Annotated in this window: 16 protein-coding genes; 13 read left to right on the top strand and 3 right to left on the bottom strand. The window is 39.2% G+C overall.

Annotation, left to right across the window (positions count from 1 at the left end; genetic code table 11):
* From DKG80_RS13255 to ftsZ, 9 genes are all read left to right on the top strand, one after another.
* Nucleotides 1-1,464 carry a UDP-N-acetylmuramoyl-L-alanyl-D-glutamate--2,6-diaminopimelate ligase gene (locus DKG80_RS13255; RefSeq protein ID WP_109831841.1) on the top strand — a complete coding sequence of 488 codons (1,464 nt, stop codon included), beginning with the start codon at nucleotides 1-3 and terminating at the stop codon, nucleotides 1,462-1,464.
* A 7-nt stretch (nucleotides 1,465-1,471) separates the two neighbouring features.
* Nucleotides 1,472-2,686, top strand: coding sequence for a phospho-N-acetylmuramoyl-pentapeptide-transferase (gene mraY / locus DKG80_RS13250; RefSeq protein ID WP_109831840.1), 1,215 nt, complete (start codon nucleotides 1,472-1,474; stop codon nucleotides 2,684-2,686).
* A 3-nt stretch (nucleotides 2,687-2,689) separates the two neighbouring features.
* Nucleotides 2,690-4,063, top strand: a complete 1,374-nt coding sequence (murD, locus tag DKG80_RS13245) for a UDP-N-acetylmuramoyl-L-alanine--D-glutamate ligase (protein ID WP_109831839.1) — start codon at nucleotides 2,690-2,692, stop codon at nucleotides 4,061-4,063.
* Nucleotides 4,060-5,220 carry an FtsW/RodA/SpoVE family cell cycle protein gene (locus DKG80_RS13240; protein WP_109831838.1) on the top strand — a complete coding sequence of 387 codons (1,161 nt, stop codon included), beginning with the start codon at nucleotides 4,060-4,062 and terminating at the stop codon, nucleotides 5,218-5,220. The genes murD and DKG80_RS13240 overlap by 4 nt, the downstream gene beginning before the upstream one ends.
* On the top strand, nucleotides 5,220-6,329 hold the full coding sequence (gene murG, locus DKG80_RS13235; RefSeq protein WP_109831837.1) for an undecaprenyldiphospho-muramoylpentapeptide beta-N-acetylglucosaminyltransferase: 1,110 nt from the start codon (nucleotides 5,220-5,222) through the stop codon (nucleotides 6,327-6,329). The genes DKG80_RS13240 and murG overlap by 1 nt, the downstream gene beginning before the upstream one ends.
* Entirely contained in the window at nucleotides 6,326-7,708 is a 1,383-nt protein-coding gene (murC, locus tag DKG80_RS13230) for a UDP-N-acetylmuramate--L-alanine ligase (RefSeq protein WP_109831836.1), read from the top strand. The genes murG and murC overlap by 4 nt, the downstream gene beginning before the upstream one ends.
* The gene (locus DKG80_RS13225; protein ID WP_109831835.1) at nucleotides 7,705-8,472 is read left to right on the top strand and encodes a cell division protein FtsQ/DivIB; all 768 of its coding nucleotides are present in this window, start codon (nucleotides 7,705-7,707) and stop codon (nucleotides 8,470-8,472) included. Before murC ends, DKG80_RS13225 begins: the two co-directional genes overlap by 4 nt.
* Nucleotides 8,473-8,477: 5 nt before the next feature.
* Complete coding sequence (gene ftsA / locus DKG80_RS13220) at nucleotides 8,478-9,773, top strand: cell division protein FtsA (RefSeq protein WP_109831834.1); 1,296 nt, start codon at nucleotides 8,478-8,480, stop codon at nucleotides 9,771-9,773.
* Between the two features lie 139 nt (nucleotides 9,774-9,912).
* Nucleotides 9,913-11,589, top strand: a complete 1,677-nt coding sequence (ftsZ, locus tag DKG80_RS13215; protein WP_109832050.1) for a cell division protein FtsZ — start codon at nucleotides 9,913-9,915, stop codon at nucleotides 11,587-11,589.
* 416 nt (nucleotides 11,590-12,005) lie between these two features.
* On the opposite strand, the gene DKG80_RS13210 is transcribed toward ftsZ, so the two are convergent.
* Genes DKG80_RS13210 through DKG80_RS13200 form a run of 3 tightly spaced genes read right to left on the bottom strand, consistent with a single transcriptional unit; the run spans nucleotide 12,006 to nucleotide 14,410 of the window.
* Nucleotides 12,006-12,581, bottom strand: coding sequence for an NADPH-dependent FMN reductase (locus tag DKG80_RS13210; protein WP_394342235.1), 576 nt, complete (start codon nucleotides 12,579-12,581; stop codon nucleotides 12,006-12,008).
* Complete coding sequence (locus DKG80_RS13205; protein ID WP_109831833.1) at nucleotides 12,575-13,276, bottom strand: SDR family NAD(P)-dependent oxidoreductase; 702 nt, start codon at nucleotides 13,274-13,276, stop codon at nucleotides 12,575-12,577. The genes DKG80_RS13210 and DKG80_RS13205 overlap by 7 nt, the downstream gene beginning before the upstream one ends.
* Nucleotides 13,277-13,321: 45 nt before the next feature.
* Entirely contained in the window at nucleotides 13,322-14,410 is a 1,089-nt protein-coding gene (locus DKG80_RS13200) for an aldose epimerase family protein (protein ID WP_109831832.1), read from the bottom strand.
* Nucleotides 14,411-14,591: 181 nt separating this feature from the next.
* Between DKG80_RS13200 and DKG80_RS13195 the strand changes: the two genes are divergently transcribed.
* The 4 genes from DKG80_RS13195 (at nucleotide 14,592) to DKG80_RS13180 (ending at nucleotide 20,257) form a co-directional block, all read left to right on the top strand.
* The gene (locus DKG80_RS13195; protein WP_109831831.1) at nucleotides 14,592-15,968 is read left to right on the top strand and encodes a DUF1800 domain-containing protein; all 1,377 of its coding nucleotides are present in this window, start codon (nucleotides 14,592-14,594) and stop codon (nucleotides 15,966-15,968) included.
* 3 nt (nucleotides 15,969-15,971) lie between these two features.
* On the top strand, nucleotides 15,972-17,150 hold the full coding sequence (locus tag DKG80_RS13190; protein WP_109831830.1) for a DUF1501 domain-containing protein: 1,179 nt from the start codon (nucleotides 15,972-15,974) through the stop codon (nucleotides 17,148-17,150).
* 423 nt (nucleotides 17,151-17,573) lie between these two features.
* Nucleotides 17,574-18,818: an efflux RND transporter periplasmic adaptor subunit gene (locus DKG80_RS13185; protein WP_109831829.1), complete on the top strand. Its 1,245-nt coding sequence runs from the start codon at nucleotides 17,574-17,576 to the stop codon at nucleotides 18,816-18,818.
* On the top strand, nucleotides 18,815-20,257 hold the full coding sequence (locus tag DKG80_RS13180) for a TolC family protein (protein ID WP_109831828.1): 1,443 nt from the start codon (nucleotides 18,815-18,817) through the stop codon (nucleotides 20,255-20,257). Before DKG80_RS13185 ends, DKG80_RS13180 begins: the two co-directional genes overlap by 4 nt.
* Nucleotides 20,258-20,260: the final 3 nt, after the last annotated feature.

Below are 20,260 nucleotides of genomic sequence, written 5' to 3'. Positions count from 1 at the left end.
ATGAAGCTACTGAAAGATATTTTATATAAAGTCAATTTAGTTTCCTCAGTAGGTGATATGAACCTTGAGGTTAAGGATATATGCTTTGACTCTCGCAAGGTTACAGAAGGGTCACTTTTTGTAGCAGTGAAAGGAACCCAAGTAGATGGACATAAATTTATAGCTCAGACTATCGCTCAAGGGGCCGCAGCTGTCATATGTGAAGATTTACCCGAAAATTTAGCTGAAAGCGTGTCTTATATTCAGACCAATAATAGCGCTGAAGCTTTAGGGGTAATTGCATCGAACTTTTATGGAAATCCATCTTCTAAACTTAGGTTGGTAGGAGTAACAGGAACGAATGGTAAGACTACAGTGGTGACCTTATTGCATAGATTATTCTCTGCAATGGGATATCAAGTAGGAATGTTATCTACCGTCGAAAATAAAATAGGAGACGCAGTGATACCGTCTACCCATACTACACCAGACCAAGTGAGTTTAAACGCGCTTATTGCAGACATGGTAGAAGGACAATGTCAGTTTGCTTTCATGGAAGTGAGTTCTCACTCTATAGATCAGCATAGGATTGCAGGTCTAGAATTTGCTGGTGCAGTGTTCATGAATATCACTCATGATCACTTGGACTATCATGGTACTTTTGAGAATTATATTAATACTAAGAAGAAATTATTTGATGGCTTACCTAAGTCAGCTTTTGCATTAACTAATGCAGATGATAAACGTGGCCAGATTATGCTCCAAAATACCAAAGCATCTAAAAATGCTTTCGGGCTGAAGTACATGGCAGATTACAAAGCCAAAATAGTCACCAATAGTTATCAAGGCTTAGAACTAGATATCAATGGGAAGAATGTTTGGTTCCGATTGGTAGGAGCGTTCAATGCTTATAATCTTTTGGCGGTTTACGCTGTCGCAGAACTGTTGGGTGAAGATAGTGAAGAAGTATTGATGGCTTTATCTGGGTTACAAGCAGCGGCTGGTCGATTTGAAGTAGTTGATCCAGCTAGTGATATAATAGCACTAGTAGATTATGCTCATACTCCAGATGCTTTAGAGAATGTCCTCCAAACTATCGAAGGTCTTAGAACTGGCAATGAGCAAGTGATTACAATAGTGGGTTGTGGAGGTGATAGAGATAAAGACAAACGCCCACTGATGGCATCCATTGCTGTAAAGCATAGCGATAAGGTAATATTCGCAGATGATAATCCAAGATCTGAAGACCCTAAACAAATCATTAATGAAATGATGGAAGGGGTAGGTAGATCTTACATGCGAAAGGCTTTGGTCATTCAAGACAGAGCCGAAGCGATAAAGACTGCTTGTTCTATGGCACAAGCGGGTGATGTTATTCTAGTGGCAGGGAAAGGCCATGAAACCTATCAAGAAATCAAAGGAGAGCGTTTTGATTTCGATGATAGAAAAGTATTGAAAGAAATGTTGGCCCTATTTAAAAACTAGTTGAACGATGTTGTATTATCTATTTGAATACCTTGACAAAACATTTGACCTTACAGGGGCAGGTGTGTTTCAGTATATTTCGTTTCGAGCAGGTATTGCTATTGCGTTCTCATTATTGATCACCATTTTCTTTGGTAAGTACATTATCTGGGCTTTGCAGAGAAATCAGATGGGAGAAACCATACGTGATCTTGGTCTTGAAGGTCAGCTACAGAAAAAAGGTACTCCAACTATGGGTGGAATAATGATTATCGCTGCGATAGTTATCCCTACTTTACTAACGGCCAGACTAGACAATATCTATGTGATCCTATTGCTAGTAACTACAGTGTGGATGGGACTGATCGGGTTCTTGGATGATTATTTAAAAATCAAGAAAAAGAACAAAGAAGGACTATCAGGAAAGTTCAAAATTGTCGGTCAAATCGGAATAGGGCTGATAGTTGGAGTCACAATGGTTTATCATCAAGACATTGTAGTTAGAGATTTTGCAGATGCAGGGCAAATCACTTCAGGTATGGATATTAAGGATCTCAAATTTGAAGATGTAAAGAGTTCAATTACTACGATCCCATTTGTCAAGGATAATGAGTTTGATTACAAATGGTTGTTGCCAGCATTTCTTGAAGACTATACTAATATACTTTACGTTTTTGCAGTGATCTTTATAGTGACAGCTGTATCAAACGGCGCAAATATTACAGACGGGCTTGATGGTTTGGCAGCAGGTACCTCTGCAATAATAGGAGGTACTTTAGCGATTTTAGCTTATCTATCAGGAAATGTCATTTTCTCAGACTATCTCAATATCATGTATATACCAGGTTCCTCTGAGACAGTGATTTTTGCTGCAGCGTTTATAGGAGCTTGTGTTGGTTTTCTATGGTATAACTCATTTCCAGCTCAGGTATTTATGGGAGATACAGGGAGTTTATCGATTGGCGGTGTAATAGCCGTATTGGCTTTGATCGTTAGAAAAGAATTATTGATTCCGATTTTATGTGGAGTCTTTTTGATAGAAAACCTATCTGTGATTATTCAGGTGAGTTATTTCAAATACACAAAGAAAAAATATGGTGAGGGGCGTAGGGTTTTCTTGATGTCACCACTTCATCATCATTATCAGAAGCAAAATATTCATGAAACTAAAATCGTTACACGATTCTGGACCGTAGGGATTCTGTTAGCGATTATGACTTTAGCAACCTTAAAACTAAGATAACCGATGATAGAAAAAGCTTATTCTATATGTGTCCTTGGTAGCGGCGAAAGCGGCATGGGAGCGGTTCGTCTTGCTGTTAAGCAAGGGTTGCCGTGTCTATTGTCGGATGGAGGCGCTATTTCTGATACCAATAAGAATGAGCTTCAGTCATTGGGTGTAGACTATGAAGAAAATGGTCACACGATTGAGAAAATTGAGCTAGCGGTAGAAGTAGTTAAAAGTCCAGGGATTCCTAATTCTGTTGAAATAATTCGAGAGATAAAAATTCTTGGAATTCAAATTATCTCAGAAATAGAATTCGCTAGTAGATATACAGATGCGAAAATAGTAGGAATCACAGGTAGTAATGGAAAAACTACTACCACATTATTGACTACACATTTACTAAAGTCTGCAGGATTAGATGTAGAATCAGCAGGTAACGTAGGCAACAGTCTATCCAATCTATTACTAGATAGAGATCCAGAATATTTGGTGCTAGAGCTAAGTAGTTTTCAACTAGATGACATAGACGAATTTAAGCCAGATGTAGCCGCTATTTTGAATATAACCCCTGATCATTTGGACAGATATGAATATCGCATGGAGCTATATGCAGATGCTAAATTCAATATTGTGCAAAACATGACCGAAGGGGAAACATTCATTTTTAATGGTGATGATCACAATATTCAAGCTCGTTTGTATAGAGTCAATGCTCTTCAAAAGTCAGTCAGGCTTGATGAATTTGTATTGGAAGGTGCATATAGTGAATATGGCTATGCCGTATTCAATAATCCTCATGACTCTCAAGTCTTGTCTCAAGACGATTTGCCATTGTTAGGAAAGCACAACATTTATAACCAGATAGTTGCCATTCAGATAGCAATGGAATTTGGAGTGACTTTGGATCAGGTTTTGAAGGGGTTAAAAACTTTTAAGAATGCACCTCATAGATTGGAAGTTGTAGAGGAGATCGAAGGCGTTCGATTCATTAATGATTCAAAAGCTACTAATGTTGATGCAGTGTATTATGCACTAGATGCTATGCACTCAGGTGTAGTTTGGATTGCTGGAGGAGTTAATAAAGGTAATGACTACAATCAAATTGCTGAATTGGTTAAAGATAAGGTAAGAGTATTGATCTGTTTAGGGAAAGATAATGAACACCTTATTAAGGCTTTCAAAGAAGATGTAGAAGTACTTCAAGAAGTGGATAGTGCTGAAAAAGCAGCAGAAGAAGCGCTTAAATTATCGAATTCAGGAGATACAGTTCTTCTTTCTCCAGCATGCGCAAGTTTTGACTTGTTTAATAGCTATGAGGACAGAGGAGATAGGTTCAAAGCAGCCATACAGGAATTGAAAAGAATAGAACAATCTAAACATGCACAGCAATGAATGAAGTAAAAGCATGGTTAGATAGAAATTTGAAAGGCGATCCAGTGATCTGGGGAATAGTCTTTGCATTGTCACTATTGAGTATTCTAGTAGTATACAGTGCTACAGGTACCTTGGCCTACAATAGAATGGGCGGTGATACCGAATATTATCTATTCAAACACACAGCATTAGTTGTATTGAGTTTTCTAGCGATGTGGGTAGCGCATAGAATCGATTACAGATATTATTCAAGGTTGTCAAGATTTGCGTTGATCATTTCAGTACCGCTGTTGATTATCACTTGGAAATTTGGAGTCAATATTAATGATGCATCTCGTTGGATCACGATACCATTTATTAATCAGGCGTTCCAACCATCAGATTTAGCCAAGTTTGCATTGATAGTTTCCTTAGCCTCGATGCTAGCGAAGAGACAAGACAACATAGACGACTTTCAAAAAGCATTTATTCCGATGATTCTATGGATAGGAGGGATTTGTGGATTGATTGCAATGACAAATCTGTCCAGTGCGGCAATGATTTTTATGACATGTATGCTGATTATGTTCATTGGTCGTGTACCTATGAAGTATCTAGGAATGTTGGTTCTCGTAGGAGGAATTGCTGGAATGACCGCAATAACATTTGGACAAAGAGGAGATACAGCGATAAGTCGTATAGAAACATTTTTTAAGGCAGACGAATTACCATTTCAAGTAGAGCAGTCTTACATAGCCATTGCCAATGGAGGACCTGTACGGTTTGCTCCGGGTAAGAGTCAACAAAAGAACTTTTTACCTCATCCATATTCAGATTTTATTTATGCCATTATAGTTGAAGAGTATGGTATGCTTGGAGGAGTAGTAGTCCTGTTTTTATATCTAGCATTACTTTATCGAGGAATGCGTTTGGTAACATTTAGTGAGAAAACATATGGAGGACTATTGGCGGCGGGATTAAGTTTTGCACTAGTAATTCAAGCATTAATAAACATGGCAGTTGCTGTTGGCCTTGTGCCAGTCACAGGGTTGACCCTTCCACTGGTAAGTATGGGAGGTACATCTCAGCTTTTTGTCGGAATTGCGATAGGAATTATCCTAAGTGTAAGTAGAGGAGAATTAGAGGAATTGGGAACATCTAAATCGGGTAACGCTTTTAAAGTAGCAGGAGCATAATGACAGAGAAGAAGAAATATAGAATAATGGTCAGTGGTGGCGGTACAGGTGGGCATATCTATCCAGCTATTGCTATTGCTAATGCTATTAAAGCTCAGTACCCTGATACAGAATTCTTGTTTGTAGGAGCAGAAGGTCGTATGGAAATGGAAAAGGTTCCTGAAGCTGGTTTTCCTATAGAGGGATTATGGATCAGTGGATTACAAAGAAGCTTGTCAGCAGATAATTTAGTATTCCCATTCAAAGTGATTTTCAGTATTCTGAAGTCATTCAAGCTATTAAAGAAATTTAAGCCTGATGCAGTAGTAGGTGTTGGTGGGTATGCAAGTGCTCCTTTATTATATGCTGCTAGTAAAAAGAGAATTCCGACCCTTATTCAAGAGCAAAATGGATATGCAGGCTTGACAAATAAGATGCTAGCTAATAAAGTGGATAAAATCTGTGTCGCTTATGAGAAAATGGACAGGTTTTTTCCTAGAGAAAAGCTGATAATGACAGGAAACCCTGTGAGAAGAGATATCCTAAATTCAGTTAATAAAAAGCTTGAAGGCTTGTCGCAATTTGGATTGCAAGATTCAAAGAAAACAGTTCTTATTCTTGGAGGAAGTCTCGGAGCCAGAACTATCAACCAGTCTATAGTAGATCGCATAGAAGATATGTTGCATGAAGGAGTTCAAGTACTTTGGCAAACTGGTAAATTCTACTTCGAGGAAATGAAAGAAAAGGTAAGTCATTTAGATACTCCTTCTCTAAGAATAATGCCTTTTATCAAAGAAATGGATCTAGCCTATTCAGCAGCAGATGTAGTTATCTCAAGAGCTGGTGCACTTTCTATTTCAGAATTGTGTCTGGTAGGTAAACCAGTGGTTTTCGTACCATCTCCCAATGTTGCAGAAGATCACCAGACCAAAAATGCAATGGCATTGGTAGAGAAGGATGCAGCACTTCTGGTTACAGACGAAGACGCACCTACAGACTTGATTGATGAAACTATAGCACTGGTTAAAGACGAAGAGCGCCAGATTAGGCTGGGGGAAAATATAAAAACATTGGCGCGTCCAGACGCCGCGAGAGATATTGCTAACGAAGTGATTAGATTGATTAAATGAAATTAGAAAATCTACATAGCGTTTATTTCTTAGGAATCGGAGGGATAGGTATGAGTGCTATCGCAAGATGGTTTCATGCGAATGGCTATGCAGTATCTGGCTATGATAAGACTCCTACTGCCTTGACAAACACCATGCAAGAAGAGGGAATTGAGATTCACTTCGAAGATGCTATATCTAATATTCCATCAGAAGTAAGAGAAGATGTGAATGGTAGCCTGATCATATTTACTCCAGCTATTCCAAAAGATCTTAAGCTTTACAATCACTTTTTAGACAATGGCTACGAGGTATATAAGCGTTCACAAGTATTGGGAATGTTGACTGAATCAAAGTTCACCATTGCAGTTGCAGGTACGCATGGTAAGACAACTACATCCTCTATGGTGGCACATATACTCAAGTCAGCAGGCGTTGACTGTAGCGCGTTTGTAGGAGGTATCATGACCAACTATGATTCTAATTTGATCATTGGAACGAAGAATGAGGCAATCGTAGTAGAGGCCGATGAGTTTGATAGATCATTCTTGACTCTGCATCCAGATATCGCCATTATCACAGCTACAGACGCAGATCACTTAGATATATATGGAAACAAAGATTCGTTAAAAGAATCCTTCCAAGATTTCATTATGAATATCAAGGAAGATGGTCACTTGTTCATTGAAGAAAAGGCAGCATCAGAATTAGATCTGACTCAATTTGAAAATATTAACATCCAGACCTATGCATTAGAGTCAGGAGAAATTACTGCTAGTAATCTTCAGATCAAGGAAGCCAAATTTCAATTTGACTACCAATCAAGTGACCGTAAAGTATCAGGACTGTCATTGTCAATGCCTGGATACCACAATGTATCCAATGCAGTTGCAGCAATTTCAGCTTCAAAAGGATTGGTAAAGAATGCCATTGACATAGCTAAGGGTATGGCCAGCTATGCTGGAGTGAAGAGAAGGTTTGAATACATTATCAATACCAAAAATTTGGTAATGATCGATGACTACGCTCACCATCCAGAAGAAATCACAGCATTGTTGAAGTCGGTAAAAGGCATGTATCCAGATCGAGAAATTACCGTAGTATTCCAGCCACACCTATTTACTCGTACTAGAGATTTCATGGATGGTTTTGGAGAGAGTTTATCATTAGCAGATCATGTACTGTTACTAGATATCTATCCAGCGAGAGAGTTGCCAATAGAAGGAGTGACTTCAGACATAGTAGGAAAGCTAGTGGATGCTAAAACAGTGGCTCGATACAAGATGGAGGACGTTTTAGAGTACTTCGACGAGAATACCCCCAATCTAGTATTGACAGTGGGTGCAGGAGATATTGATACATTGGTATTACCAATTAAAGAAAAGCTATTGAATATATGAAGAGTATAAAAAACATATTGTCCTCTTCGAAATACGGCTTAGCACTATTTGGACTGATGATATTAATAGGGTTTGGTAATGCAAGGCTCAAAGAGCGTTTCATTACTGATATCACTATTAACGTAGACAACCAGTTCGAAAACTACTTCATCGATCAGTCTGATGTAATGGAGCTTTTGAATCAAGAAGGGCAGGATTACTTATTAAACTCGAATCTAGGAGCACTGAATTTGAAAGAAGTAGAAGAACGAATTGAAAATCATCAATTCGTGGATGACGCTCAAGCATTTGTGGATATTCACGGAGCACTATCTATAGAGGTCAAACAAAACCGACCAATAGCCAGAATAGTGAATGGCAAAGGAGAGGATTACTATGTCAGTACTGATGGAGAGATTTTACCAGAATCAAGTCACTATACAGCAAGAGTTTTGTTGGTGATGTTAGAGAATGAATACTGGATAGACGAATACAATATCAGAGACTCTGAAGAAGGGGAAGAGATTTTCAAAATGATTCAATACATAGTTGATCATAAATTTTGGAACCCACAGATCGCAATGATGGTGATCAAAAAGAATTTAGAAATAGAACTTCAGCCCCAGGTGACTAAGCAAATAGTTGAGTTTGGTAAGGCAGAAGATGTAGAAAAGAAATTCAGAAAGCTAATGGCTTTCTACAAAAGTATTTTGCCTTATAAGGGATGGAATACTTATGAGCGCGTAAGCCTCAAGTTTAAAGATCAAATAGTCTGTAAAAAATAAATGGTATGGAAGAAATAATCGTAGGTCTAGACATCGGTACAACAAAGATCTGTTGTATCGTGGGTAGAAAAAATGACTTCGGAAAGTTAGAAGTCTTAGGTATGGGTAAAGCAGTATCTGACGGAGTGATCCGAGGTATAGTAACCAATATCGACAAGACTATCAACGCTATCAAGAAAGCTGTTTCTGAAGCAGAAGAGCAGTCTGGTGTGCAAATCGGCGTAGTTAATGTTGGTATTGCAGGACAGCATATCAAGAGTTCGATTCATCATGGGTCTATCACCAGAGATTCTAGTGATGATGAAATTACCATAGAGGATGTAAACAGATTAACTAACGATATGTATCGTATTGTGATTCCTCCGGGGAGCGAGATTATTCACGTGATGCCACAAGATTATATAGTGGATTACGAAGCAGGAATAAAAGACCCTGTTGGAATGTCAGGGGTGAGATTGGAAGCAGACTTCCATGTAATCACAGCTCAAACCAATGCTATTCAAAACATTAATAAATGTGTAGAAAGAGCGGGTCTTGAAGTAGATAACCTAGTCCTAGAGCCATTAGCATCAAGCCTTTCTGTACTCAGTGATGAGGAGAAAGAGGCAGGCGTTTGCCTTGTCGACATTGGAGGTGGTACTACAGACATCGCCATCTTCCATGAGAATGTGATTAGACATACTTCCGTGATACCATTCGGAGGTAATATCATCACATCAGACATCAAGGACGGGTGTAATGTGCTCAATCATCAGGCAGAGCTATTGAAAACCAAGTTTGGTCAGGCATTGGCCGAAATGGCAAACGATAACGAGATCGTATCCATACCAGGTCTTAAAAATCGAGAGCCAAAAGAGATATCTATCAAGAACCTTTCTAGAATCATAGAAGCTAGAATGGAAGAGATCATAGAGATGGTTCATACCAAGATCATTACCAGTGGCTATGAACATAAGTTAGCAGGAGGCATAGTGATCACAGGAGGTGGCTCACAACTCGTATCAATCAAGCAGTTATTTGAATACATGACCGGCTTAGATGCTAGAATTGGTTTCCCTAATGAGCACTTAGGTAAGAGTAAAGTAGATATCATCAAGAGCCCAATGTATGCAACATCAGTCGGATTGGTATTGTGTGGATTCATGGGGTTAGATGATAGAGATAATAGGTTCTTTGAGACAGAAAGAATAGGCGTATCATACAATGGCAAAAAGAAATTTGCTGTGAAAGGAGATAATGTATGGAAAAAGGTATCAGAAAAGCTGAAAGGCATTTTGATAGATGACTTCGAAGAGAGGTAATAATAGTCATTGCGAACGCAGTGAAGCAATCTGTTTGTAATTAGCAGACGATTGTTGAACTCCTTCGTCAATCGCAATGACCAACTAGAATCAAATGACGAAGGGTAAAGACAGAAGACAGAAAATAAATAATAGTACTATGACAGAAAGTGCATTTAAATTCGATTTGCCTACTCATCATAAGTCGATCATCAAGGTGATCGGAGTAGGAGGCGGTGGTAGCAATGCCGTCAACCACATGTATAACCAAGGAATCACAGGGGTCGATTTCATTGTTTGCAATACAGACTCGCAAGCTTTGAATACAAGTCCAGTTCCTAATAAACTTCAGATAGGAGTCAATCTTACTGAAGGACTCGGTGCGGGTGCCAATCCAGAGAAAGGCAAAGACGCAGCATTAGAGAACAAAGAAGAAATTAGAAACATGCTCAGTGAGGATACCAAAATGGTATTTATCACTGCAGGTATGGGAGGTGGTACAGGTACAGGTGCTGCTCCGGTGATAGCTCAAGTGGCTAAAGAACTAGGTATTTTAACTGTAGGAATCGTTACGATGCCATTCAGATTTGAAGGGAAGAAAAAGTTTAACCAAGCAATGGCAGGAGCGGACGCGCTTAAAGCTAATTGTGATACTGTACTGGTAATACTTAACGACAAACTGCTAGAAGTATTTGGAAATCTTTCACTAAACCAAGCATTTGGTCAAGCAGACAATGTATTGACCACGGCGGCCAAAGGTATCGCAGAAATCATCACGGTTCCAGGTTATGTAAACGTCGATTTTGAAGATGTTAAAACCGTAATGGCAGATTCTGGAGGAGCCGTAATGGGTTCAGCAGAAACTACAGGCGAAAACAGAGCCATAAGAGCAGCAGAAGAAGCGATCAACTCGCCGCTATTGAATAATCAAAACATTGCGGGTGCTGAAAAAATTCTATTGTCAATCATCTCAGGAGATCAAGCCGAATTGAAGATGGATGAATTAATGGAAATTACTGACTTCATGCAAGATATGGCTGGTGATGAAGCTGAAGTGATTTTTGGTCACGGTGTTGATTCTGAACTAGGAGAAAGCATCAGAGTAACAATAATTGCCACAGGTTTTGATGAGAAGAAGAAAGAGCAAGCACCTGTAGCAGAAGTAGTGCAGCAGCCTCAGTCTCAGCCAGTACAGCCGACACAGCCTGTTCAACAAGCACCTGTAGCCCCTGTGCAGCAACATATTGTTCAGCCACAGACTCCACAGCAAGCTCCTATGACTCCGTCAAGTAGTGATCAGGCTGAAAAAAAGTACTTCGATTTGAATAGAGACTCTCAGTACAATTTGTTTACCAATGAGGCTCCTGAGAACAATATAGATGAAACGTTTGAGCAGGACTTTCAATCCAAAATGAGATCGTTTGAGTTCATGAAGCCAGAGCCTGTTCAAGAACAACCATCAGCTCAATCAGATCAAGAAGAGGACAAAGAAGCATTTAATTTAGAAATGCAGGAGTTGTTTCTTGAGTCTCAAAAGAATCCAGAGCCAATAGACGCGCCACTTGAAGAGTTGAACGGAATGGCTCATCCTCCGTCAAGAAAAATTCAACTCATGGAGCAGTCAGAAGCAAGGAGAAAGAAGCTAGAAGGAATTTCTGAAGAGTATTCTATTGATACGAATTCTTATAAAGAGAAATTCGAGGTTCCAGCATATCAGCGCAAGCAGGTATCTCTTAAAAAGTCTCCTATGTCTAATGAGAGTTTAGTTTCTAGGTATAACCTTAACGGTGATAGTGAACTGGGAAATAATAAGTTCTTACACGATAATGTAGACTAAAAGAGTCCATAGTCGATAGATCGTAGTTCATGGTTTTAATCTGTCTATAAGCTATCGTCTTAGGACTATCGACTTAAAATATTTTCTGTCAAGTTTTCTTCTATGCGGGATAGTGAGCGTGCCGACGGGTGACGTCACTGCCCGCATATGTTGAAAATGAATACTTTAGACTATATCAGTATTAAAGTAAAACCTCTCAACCTCTTTCAAGACGCCTCCATCAAGATATTTAGCTCCGCTGAGGAGCGACCAATTGTTTAGCGTAAAAAGCTTCCTCCGCAGCGGAGCACACTTTTGTCACCCGTAAAAACCTTCCTCCGGAGCGGAGCGAACTTTTGTCATGCGTAAAAACCTTCCTCCGCCGCGGAGGAGCCTAAAAAGATGCTTTTGATGACCATTTAATCATATCTCTGTGGTTAAAAATTTACAAAGAAATCTATCTGTTCAACCAATAGCGACTCGTATAGTTCTGATAGTTTTTCTCCATCAAAGTTCTTCTCGATATGATAGAGTTTAGGTTTTTGAGCCAATACATGAGTCCCGCAGTAGTTCAAAATATCCGTTAAGTGGCTTAGAGCTAGACCTCCTCCCTGAATTCCTGAAGATAGACCCACTAAGGCCGCTTTTTTATTTTTGAATGTAGTAGGGAAGATCATACCATCCATGAAAGCCTTCAATACTCCAGGAAAAGAGCCGTTGTATTCAGGGACGATGAAGACGAACTTTTTAGAGTCGTGCATCAAGTTACGGAGCTCATTGAAAGATTCGTTTTTACCAGAGTTTTCATAGAGAGCCGTACCAATAAAGTCGATGGGTAAATCCTTAAGGTCAATGATTTTTGAGTCTACACCTTTGTCTGATAACAGCGATTGATAGACTTTGGCGATTTGTGGAGACTTGGCATCGTTTCGGTTGGTTCCGCTAATAATAGTGATCATAGAGTCGGTAATATCTAATTGAGATGCAAAAGTATGAAACTTAGAATTTACCAATCTATTGACTTTCCGTCTCTGAAAAAGCCACCGTTGGGGCCATTGTCAGGTAAAGTAGCTGCCCAAACAATACCACTCGCTCCTTCAGTCACCGACCTAGGAGCCATGCTTCCTCCCATATCAGTTCTGACCCACCCTGGACAGACAGAATTAACTAGTATGCCAAACTCAGATACTTCATGAGCTAGCTTAATCGTCATTACATTCATGGCTGTTTTCGAAACAGAATAAGCAGGAGTACCTGCTCCCATACCTGACAGAGCACCCGACTCACTACTGATATTGACTATTCTGCCGTACCCATTTTTCTTCATCAGAGGAATAGCAGCCTGAGCAATTCTCCAAGGGCCATATAGATTGGTTTCCATGGTTTGTTGAATTTCTTCAATAGCAATATTCAGCGACGAATTATGAGTATCGTAGTTGATACCAGCATTGTTAACGACAATATCAAGTCTACCAAATTCCGTTTCAATAAAACCAATTACTTCTTTGATCTGCTGTGGTATATTAACATTGAGAGCCTTGACAGTGATATTTTTTTGATATTCAAAACCTTGAATCGCTTCACGTCCACTTTGTTCGATTCTACACCCAAGAATCACTCTGATGTTTAGAGAAGATAATTGTTTAACCACTTCTAAACCGATACCTCTATTGGCACCAGTGACTAAAGCTACTTTTTGATCCGTCATAATTAAGAGTTATTTCTATAGAAGTACGGTTGTAACAACCTTCAGTTATTCTACTCCAAATTTGTAAATAACGACTTCCTCATATTTTTCATCAGGTAGTAAAAGAGAAGAAGGGAAATTACCGTGATTAGGAGAGTCAGGGAAGTGCTGAGTTTCTAAGCAAAGTCCCATATGCTTTCCATAGCGGATATTGTATTTTCCTACGAAAGTATCACTAATAGCATTGCCAGTATAAAACTGAACGCCCGGTTGTGTAGTGGATACCGTAAGAGTTCTTCCAGACTTAGGTTCCCTTATACTAAGAACTTCTTCGAGCAAGCCAATAGGTTTATTGAAGACATAGTTGTAATGATATCCGCCGTGATTGAGTTTGTTAATATTTTCAGACAGCTCGATCTCCTTTGTTAAATCCCAATCCTTACCAATTACAGAATCAATTTCACCCGTAGGCACAATATCTTCATCTATTACAGTATATCTATCGGCATTCATTCTCACCAAGTGATTGACAATAGTTGACTTCAATGCCGAAAGATTGAAATAAGCATGAGACGACATATTGACATGAGTAGCTTTATCAGTAGTAGCTTCGAATTTTATTTTGACAGAATTATCAGCAGTCAAAGTATAAGTCACATAACAATCTAATGTTCCAGGGAAACCGTGGCTCCCATTTGGGGATATATAATGAAGTTTTAGCGCTGGTTCTTCACCCGTGGTGACGAGTTCTCCATCCCATACTACATTTCCAAACTCCCCACCACCATGTATGCTATGCTCTCCAGCGTTTTTTGTCAAATTGTAAGTTGTACTATCGATACTAAACTGAGCATTGCGGATTCTATTCGCATATCGACCTACTATCATACCAAATGCAGGGTTAGGTTCAGTGTATTGCTCCAAGTTATCGAACCCTAACAGCACATCTCCAAGTTTGCCTTCTCTGTCAGGAACCATTAAGGAAACCATTCGTCCTCCGTAATTAGTTATTTGAAAAGACACCCCATTGTCATTAGTCAGTGTATACAGATAAACGTCTTTGTTGTCATGTTTACCCCAAAACTCAGTGTTGTGATGAGTGTATTTGCACCCAGCAAAGCAGAGTAAGAATAGTAATAGTATTAAATATTTCATTCAAGTAAATTAAGAAAGTACTTCCCTAAACAGGGTAGGTTTTTATTCAAAGAACAGGGGTGATTTTACCCTGATACAGACCTACCATCCCATTTTTTCGATAATGATTATATTACTTAATCAAGAGCCTTCCTATGCGAATTATATAAAGGAGTGAATCTTACAGAATGACAGATGAATTATGAAGCTTAATCAAAGACAAGTACAGCACTTCTACTGGAGAGCAGGGTTCTTTACTTCCTATCCTGAGGTCGAAGATGGAATCGAAATGAAGCCAGAAGATTTGTATGAAAAGGCACTGGCTCAAAGCCAGCAGTATACAGCCATAAATGTAGTCGAAATGGATACTCTTGATTACATGAAAATGAAGGATATGCCTGCTGATGAAAAGAGAAGGCTACAACAAGAGTCAAGAACAGCCATCAAACAACTCAATAATGATTGGCTTGAACAGATGGCTAATTCAGATGCAATGCTAAGAGAGCGTATGAGTTTGTTTTGGCATGATCATTTCGCATGTAGCTCCAACAGGTCATTTTTCATGCAGGGCTATTTAGATACTATTAGAAAAAATAGCATTGGCAACTTCCGAGATCTTCTTTTTGGTATTTCGAAAGAGCCTGCGATGCTCCAATACCTGAATAACCAACAAAACAAAAAAGGTAGCCCAAACGAGAACTTTGCCCGTGAAGTCATGGAGCTATTTACCCTTGGTCGTGACAATGGATATACCGAAGACGATATTAAAGAAGCTGCAAGAGCTTTCACCGGTTGGGCATTTAATAGCCAAGGAGATTTCGTTTTGAGAAAAAGAGTTCATGACAGCGATACCAAAACGATTTTTGGCAAGACTGGTGAGTTCGAAGGAGAGGATGTACTGGACATGTTACTTGAGAACAAGCAGACTGCCCGATACATATGCAGCAAACTCTATAAATACCTAGTCAATGATCAAGAAGTTGATGCTGAAAAGCTAGATCTGATGGTAAACACCTTCTATGATGGCAATTATGAAATAGAGCCAGTCCTTAGACTAGTTTTTACCTCTGATTGGTTTTACGCTGAAAAGAATATCGGGTCCAAGATTAAGTCCCCAATAGATTTGATGGTAGGGTTGAGAAGGTCACTCAGTATCTCATATGACAATTGGGATGGCCAAGTATTTATTCAGCGGCAACTTGGACAAACCTTATTTTATCCACCGAATGTGGCTGGTTGGCCAGGGGGGCAAGCTTGGATAGATAGTAGTACCTTGTTACTTAGAGCGAGACTTACAGAGATTATTCTACTGTCTTCAGAGCTTGATTTAGAAGTAAAGGAGAGCGGAGATGATAATGACCAATTAAAAATATATGGTAAGCTTAAGAAGTTGGGAAGTGAAGTAGATGAACGTCAAATGAAAAAAGATTTCAAAAGCTTTAAAGATACCAAGGTGCAAATGGAAGAATACCTTCTACAAGTGCCAGTTGATGAGACAAAGTTCGAATCAAAGTCAGAAAGTCAATTGATAGACTCAATAATAGCGATTTCTAAAACACCAGAATTTCAACTTTGCTAAGCCATGAAGACAAATAGAAGAAAATTTCTCAAACAATCAGCCTTCATTAGCGCAGGTACATTGATGGTACCCCAGTTTGTACAAGGCTTCGCTCCAGTTAACAAAACAGGTCGTAAACTGGTAATCATTCAATTCAGTGGAGGGAATGATGGTCTGAATACCATTGTACCATATACTAATGATATATACTATCAATCAAGACCCGAAATCGCTATTCAGCCTGCTGATGTCTTAAAAGCAACAGACGAATTGGGTTTTAATCCGTACTTGACTGCGCTTAAGTCTCTCTATGACGACGGAGACTTAGCTATCGTCAATAGTGTAGGTTACCCAAATCCAAACCGATCACATTTTAGATCTATGGATATATGGCATACAGCTAGCGGCTCCAATGAATACCTTTCCTACGGCTGGTTAGGCAAGTATATGGACTCTAAACAGGGAAGTAAACCATATGAGGCTATTGAAGTAGATTCCTCATTGAGTCTAGCCATGAAAGGTCAAAGTTTTAATGCATTGGCCACGACCAACCCAAATCAGATGTTTCAGACGACTAGGGATGCTCAGATAAAGCAAACTGCTAAACACGAAGATGAACACTCGAATCTCGGATATCTGCGTAAAACAATGGTCGAGACAGTAGATGCTGCTCAATATGTCAATCAAAAGAATTGGAAAGGACAGACACAGCTTACTTATCCTAACTCTCAAACGGGTAAAAACTTTAAGCTTACCGCACAGTTGATCAATGGAGGAGCAGAGACAGAAGTGTTTTACCTATCGATAGGAGGATTCGATACACATTTCAACCAAGTTCAGCGTCAGAAGAAATTGCATTTAGACTATTCTAAAAGTCTTGAGGTATTCGTCAAAGATCTGAAACAATCTGGTAGTTGGGACAATACGCTGATCATGAACTTTTCAGAATTTGGGAGGAGAGTAGCTCAAAACGGTAGCAAAGGAACTGATCATGGTACTGCAAGTAATGTCTACATGATGGGAGGAGCATTAAAGAATCCCGGATTCTATAATGGAGCCCCTGACCTTACAGACTTAGACAAAGGTGATTTGAAATATCAAATCGACTTTAGGTCAGTATACGCCACGATTATTGACAATTGGCTAGGAGGTGACAGCACAGGGATTATATCTGGTCAGCACAAGAAGTTGAATATAGTCTAGTACTGATTAAGCCATTTCAAAAAATAAATAGAAGCTGCTTAAGAACAATTGAAAGAATTTTGCACTAAGAAAGATTGGTTCTCAACCCATCTGATTTACGGACTTGATTTTTTCGTTCTTTTTGATCAAGCAAAAAGAACATAGACACCACAATTGAAATAGTTAAAAGTATTTTCAAGGAACCCTTAAATAAACTTGTATTGAAAGTCTAACAAATCAATCCTGTCTGAAGACTGCATTTTAGTTACACCTCAAGTCAAATCGGATTTGTCAAAGTAAAGGACTCTAAATGTCCACTTCCGAAATATACTGTCCATATATGGACACTTGAAAAGTGAATAATTTTTGTAACTACCACTTTTACAGGTAGTTGTTATTTTTGGCACGCCCATTGGCTATCCAGAATTGAAATAATTCAATAAAATGGATAGACAAATCTCAAACGAAACCAAGGTTAAACAACGACGCAAAAAGGTCATAACTATCAGCGGAGTAGTCGCGGTAGTTCTTTGTCTAGTGCTCGGGTTTAATAGTGTACTAAGACCTACTTTATCAAAAGAAGATTTACTGATAGCTAGAGTAGAAAGAGGAGACCTTAGAGCATCACTTACAGCTGTGGCTACAGTCATACCAGAACGAGAAGAAGTAATTGCAAGTCCTCTTCAGGCCAAAATAACTAAAGTCAATTTCAATACAGGACAACAGGTAAGCACAGGAGACACCATCCTTATTCTCAATACCTCTCAAAAAGAAATTGAACTGGAAAGACAAAAGGATGAATTACAAATTAGAAGGAACAGGTTGCTCCAACTCAAATTAGATTTTGAAAAGAAGCTAGCAGAGCTTCAGATGCAATTCAAGATCAAAAAACTAAGAGTAGAAAGTCTAGGGAAATTAGTTCAGGAAAAGAGAGAGCTATTGGAAATAGGGGGAAGTACTCAGGACGAAATTGAAAGAACAGAGTTGGACTATGAAGTAGCCAAATTAGAGCTTGAGCATCTGTCAGTATTGATAGATAATAGCAAAAGAAGTATGCAAGTCCAGATAAGAGATAATGAGCTGGAAATCGCTATGCAAGCCAAGAACATTCAAGTCAATCAGGAAATACTAGACCAAGCTCAAATCATAGCCAAGAAACCAGGTGTACTTACTTGGGTAAATGACCAAGTAGGAACCACAGTCAATATCGGGGCTGATCTGGTGAAGATATCAGATTTGGAATATTTCAAAGCAGAAGGACAAATCGCTGAGATGAACGTCAGTGAGTTATTCGTAGGAGGAGAAGTAATCATTGTGTCTAATGAAGATTCATTGACTGGTAAAATAGGAGTAATTCATCCTAGAGTAGAAAATAGACAGGTAAGATTTGAAATTCAACTAGAAGATAAATCCGCAGAGTGGCTCAGGCCCAATCTGAAAACAGATGCTTTCGTAGTCACAGCTTTTCAACAAAATGTGCTTAAAGTCGAAAACGGGTCATTTTACAAAGGAGGAACTAAAAACGAAGCCTTTGTCATCAATGGAGATCGAGCTGAGAAAGTTGAGATTGGGTTTGGAGAAAGTAGTCTAGCAGAAGTCGAGCTCTTGACAGGAGTCAAAGAAGGACAGCAAGTAATCATTTCTGATATGTCCAAATACGAACACCTAGAATACGTCAACATCAAATGAGAACTACAGCAATAATATTCCTATTGATTTTGGTTCAAAGTCGAGTCTTTGCTCAAGAAACGCTCACACTCGAGCAAGCAATTGACAGGGCTCTTTCCAAATCAATATCATATAAGAAAAACAAGACAGCGCTAGAAACTAGTCAGTGGAGATACAGGGAATTTCAATCCTATCTCAAGCCACAAGTGAAGCTTTCGGGGAACTTACCCATGTACAGAAAGGAAAGCGTACCAGTGTTTCAAGAAGACGGAAGTATTCAGTTTAGAAATGTACACCAAAGTCAGAATGATATCACACTTTCAGTAGATCAGGGGATCGCTGCTACTGGAGGAAGGTTGTCTCTTAGCTCTGTTTTGAACCGCGCGGACAATTTCGATCTGAGAACAAGTAATTATGGATCTTCTCCGCTCATCATAGGGTATGACCAGCCGCTCTCCTCATTCAATGAATTGAAGTGGGCAAAGAAGCTGGAACCAGTTCGCTACAATGAAGGGATGAAAGAATTTGTAGAAGAGCGAGAGGAAATCAGTTTGAATACCGCAAGATTCTTTTTTGACTGGATGCTAGCCCAAGTCAATTTGGAAATGGCCAATTCAAACTTGTCAATAGCTGATACCATTCTGATGATAGGTGAAAAGAAGCATGTGTTAGGACAGATTTCCAAGGACGATTTATTGAGGTTGAAACTGGCGGTGATTTATTCACGAAAAGCAGTAGCCAATGCTAGATTGGAAATTAAATCAACGTCCGTACGCCTGAGGTCATATGCTGGACTAGGAGAGTCTAATGGATTTGTACTTTCACTACCAGAGGAATACAACATATTCGAGGTCAATGTCGAAGATGCACGAAGCATGGCAATGACCAATAGCCAAATAGCAGTAGAATTAAATAGAAGACTACTAGAAGCACAACAAAACTCTAGCAAGTCAAAAAAAGAGTCAGGACTCAATGCAAATCTGTCTGTGAAATATGGAGTCACCAATGTAGGAGACAATATAGGAGATGCATACTCTAACGTGCAGGACCTTCAGACAGTAAGTTTGGGATTCAGTATGCCGATAATCGACTGGGGAAGGCAAAAAGCCAAAAGAAAATCAGCAGATGCACAATTGAAGCTGACACAGTTCTCAATAGTACAGGAAGAGGAGAATTTAAAACAACAAGTGGTAGCAGTCATAGAACAATTTGAAATGCTTCAGGAACTGGTAGAATACACCCGTTCGGCAGATAAGATTTCACAGAATAGATTTGACATAGCTACCAAGCGATTTATGCTCGGAGATATTGATATCACAGATTTGAATATCGCTCGAGACGAAAAAGATCAAGGCAAACAGGACTACATTAGAGCGTTGAGAAGCTACTGGGAATCCTATTACTTGATCAGAAAACTGACATTATACGATTTTGAAAATAACAGGAAACTTACCATTTAGGAA

The sequence above is a fragment of the Reichenbachiella versicolor genome, from assembly GCF_003171675.1.
Lineage (GTDB): Bacteria > Bacteroidota > Bacteroidia > Cytophagales > Cyclobacteriaceae > Reichenbachiella > Reichenbachiella versicolor.
The sequence above is the reverse complement of the archived record's forward strand: the minus strand, read 5'-3'. Positions and strand labels throughout refer to the sequence as shown.

Bases quoted from the DNA above. Each gene is read 5' to 3' on its own strand.
- ftsZ (WP_109832050.1), top strand. From the start codon at position 9,913: ATGACAGAAAGTGCATTTAAATTCGATTTGCCTACTCATCATAAGTCG.
- DKG80_RS13200 (WP_109831832.1), bottom strand. From the start codon at position 14,410: ATGAAATATTTAATACTATTACTATTCTTACTCTGCTTTGCTGGGTGC.
- DKG80_RS13205 (WP_109831833.1), bottom strand. From the start codon at position 13,276: ATGACGGATCAAAAAGTAGCTTTAGTCACTGGTGCCAATAGAGGTATC.
- murC (WP_109831836.1), top strand. From the start codon at position 6,326: ATGAAATTAGAAAATCTACATAGCGTTTATTTCTTAGGAATCGGAGGG.
- DKG80_RS13190 (WP_109831830.1), top strand. From the start codon at position 15,972: ATGAAGACAAATAGAAGAAAATTTCTCAAACAATCAGCCTTCATTAGC.
- mraY (WP_109831840.1), top strand. From the start codon at position 1,472: ATGTTGTATTATCTATTTGAATACCTTGACAAAACATTTGACCTTACA.
- murG (WP_109831837.1), top strand. From the start codon at position 5,220: ATGACAGAGAAGAAGAAATATAGAATAATGGTCAGTGGTGGCGGTACA.
- ftsA (WP_109831834.1), top strand. From the start codon at position 8,478: ATGGAAGAAATAATCGTAGGTCTAGACATCGGTACAACAAAGATCTGT.
- DKG80_RS13185 (WP_109831829.1), top strand. From the start codon at position 17,574: ATGGATAGACAAATCTCAAACGAAACCAAGGTTAAACAACGACGCAAA.
- DKG80_RS13180 (WP_109831828.1), top strand. From the start codon at position 18,815: ATGAGAACTACAGCAATAATATTCCTATTGATTTTGGTTCAAAGTCGA.
- DKG80_RS13195 (WP_109831831.1), top strand. From the start codon at position 14,592: ATGAAGCTTAATCAAAGACAAGTACAGCACTTCTACTGGAGAGCAGGG.
- murD (WP_109831839.1), top strand. From the start codon at position 2,690: ATGATAGAAAAAGCTTATTCTATATGTGTCCTTGGTAGCGGCGAAAGC.
- DKG80_RS13240 (WP_109831838.1), top strand. From the start codon at position 4,060: ATGAATGAAGTAAAAGCATGGTTAGATAGAAATTTGAAAGGCGATCCA.
- DKG80_RS13255 (WP_109831841.1), top strand. From the start codon at position 1: ATGAAGCTACTGAAAGATATTTTATATAAAGTCAATTTAGTTTCCTCA.
- DKG80_RS13225 (WP_109831835.1), top strand. From the start codon at position 7,705: ATGAAGAGTATAAAAAACATATTGTCCTCTTCGAAATACGGCTTAGCA.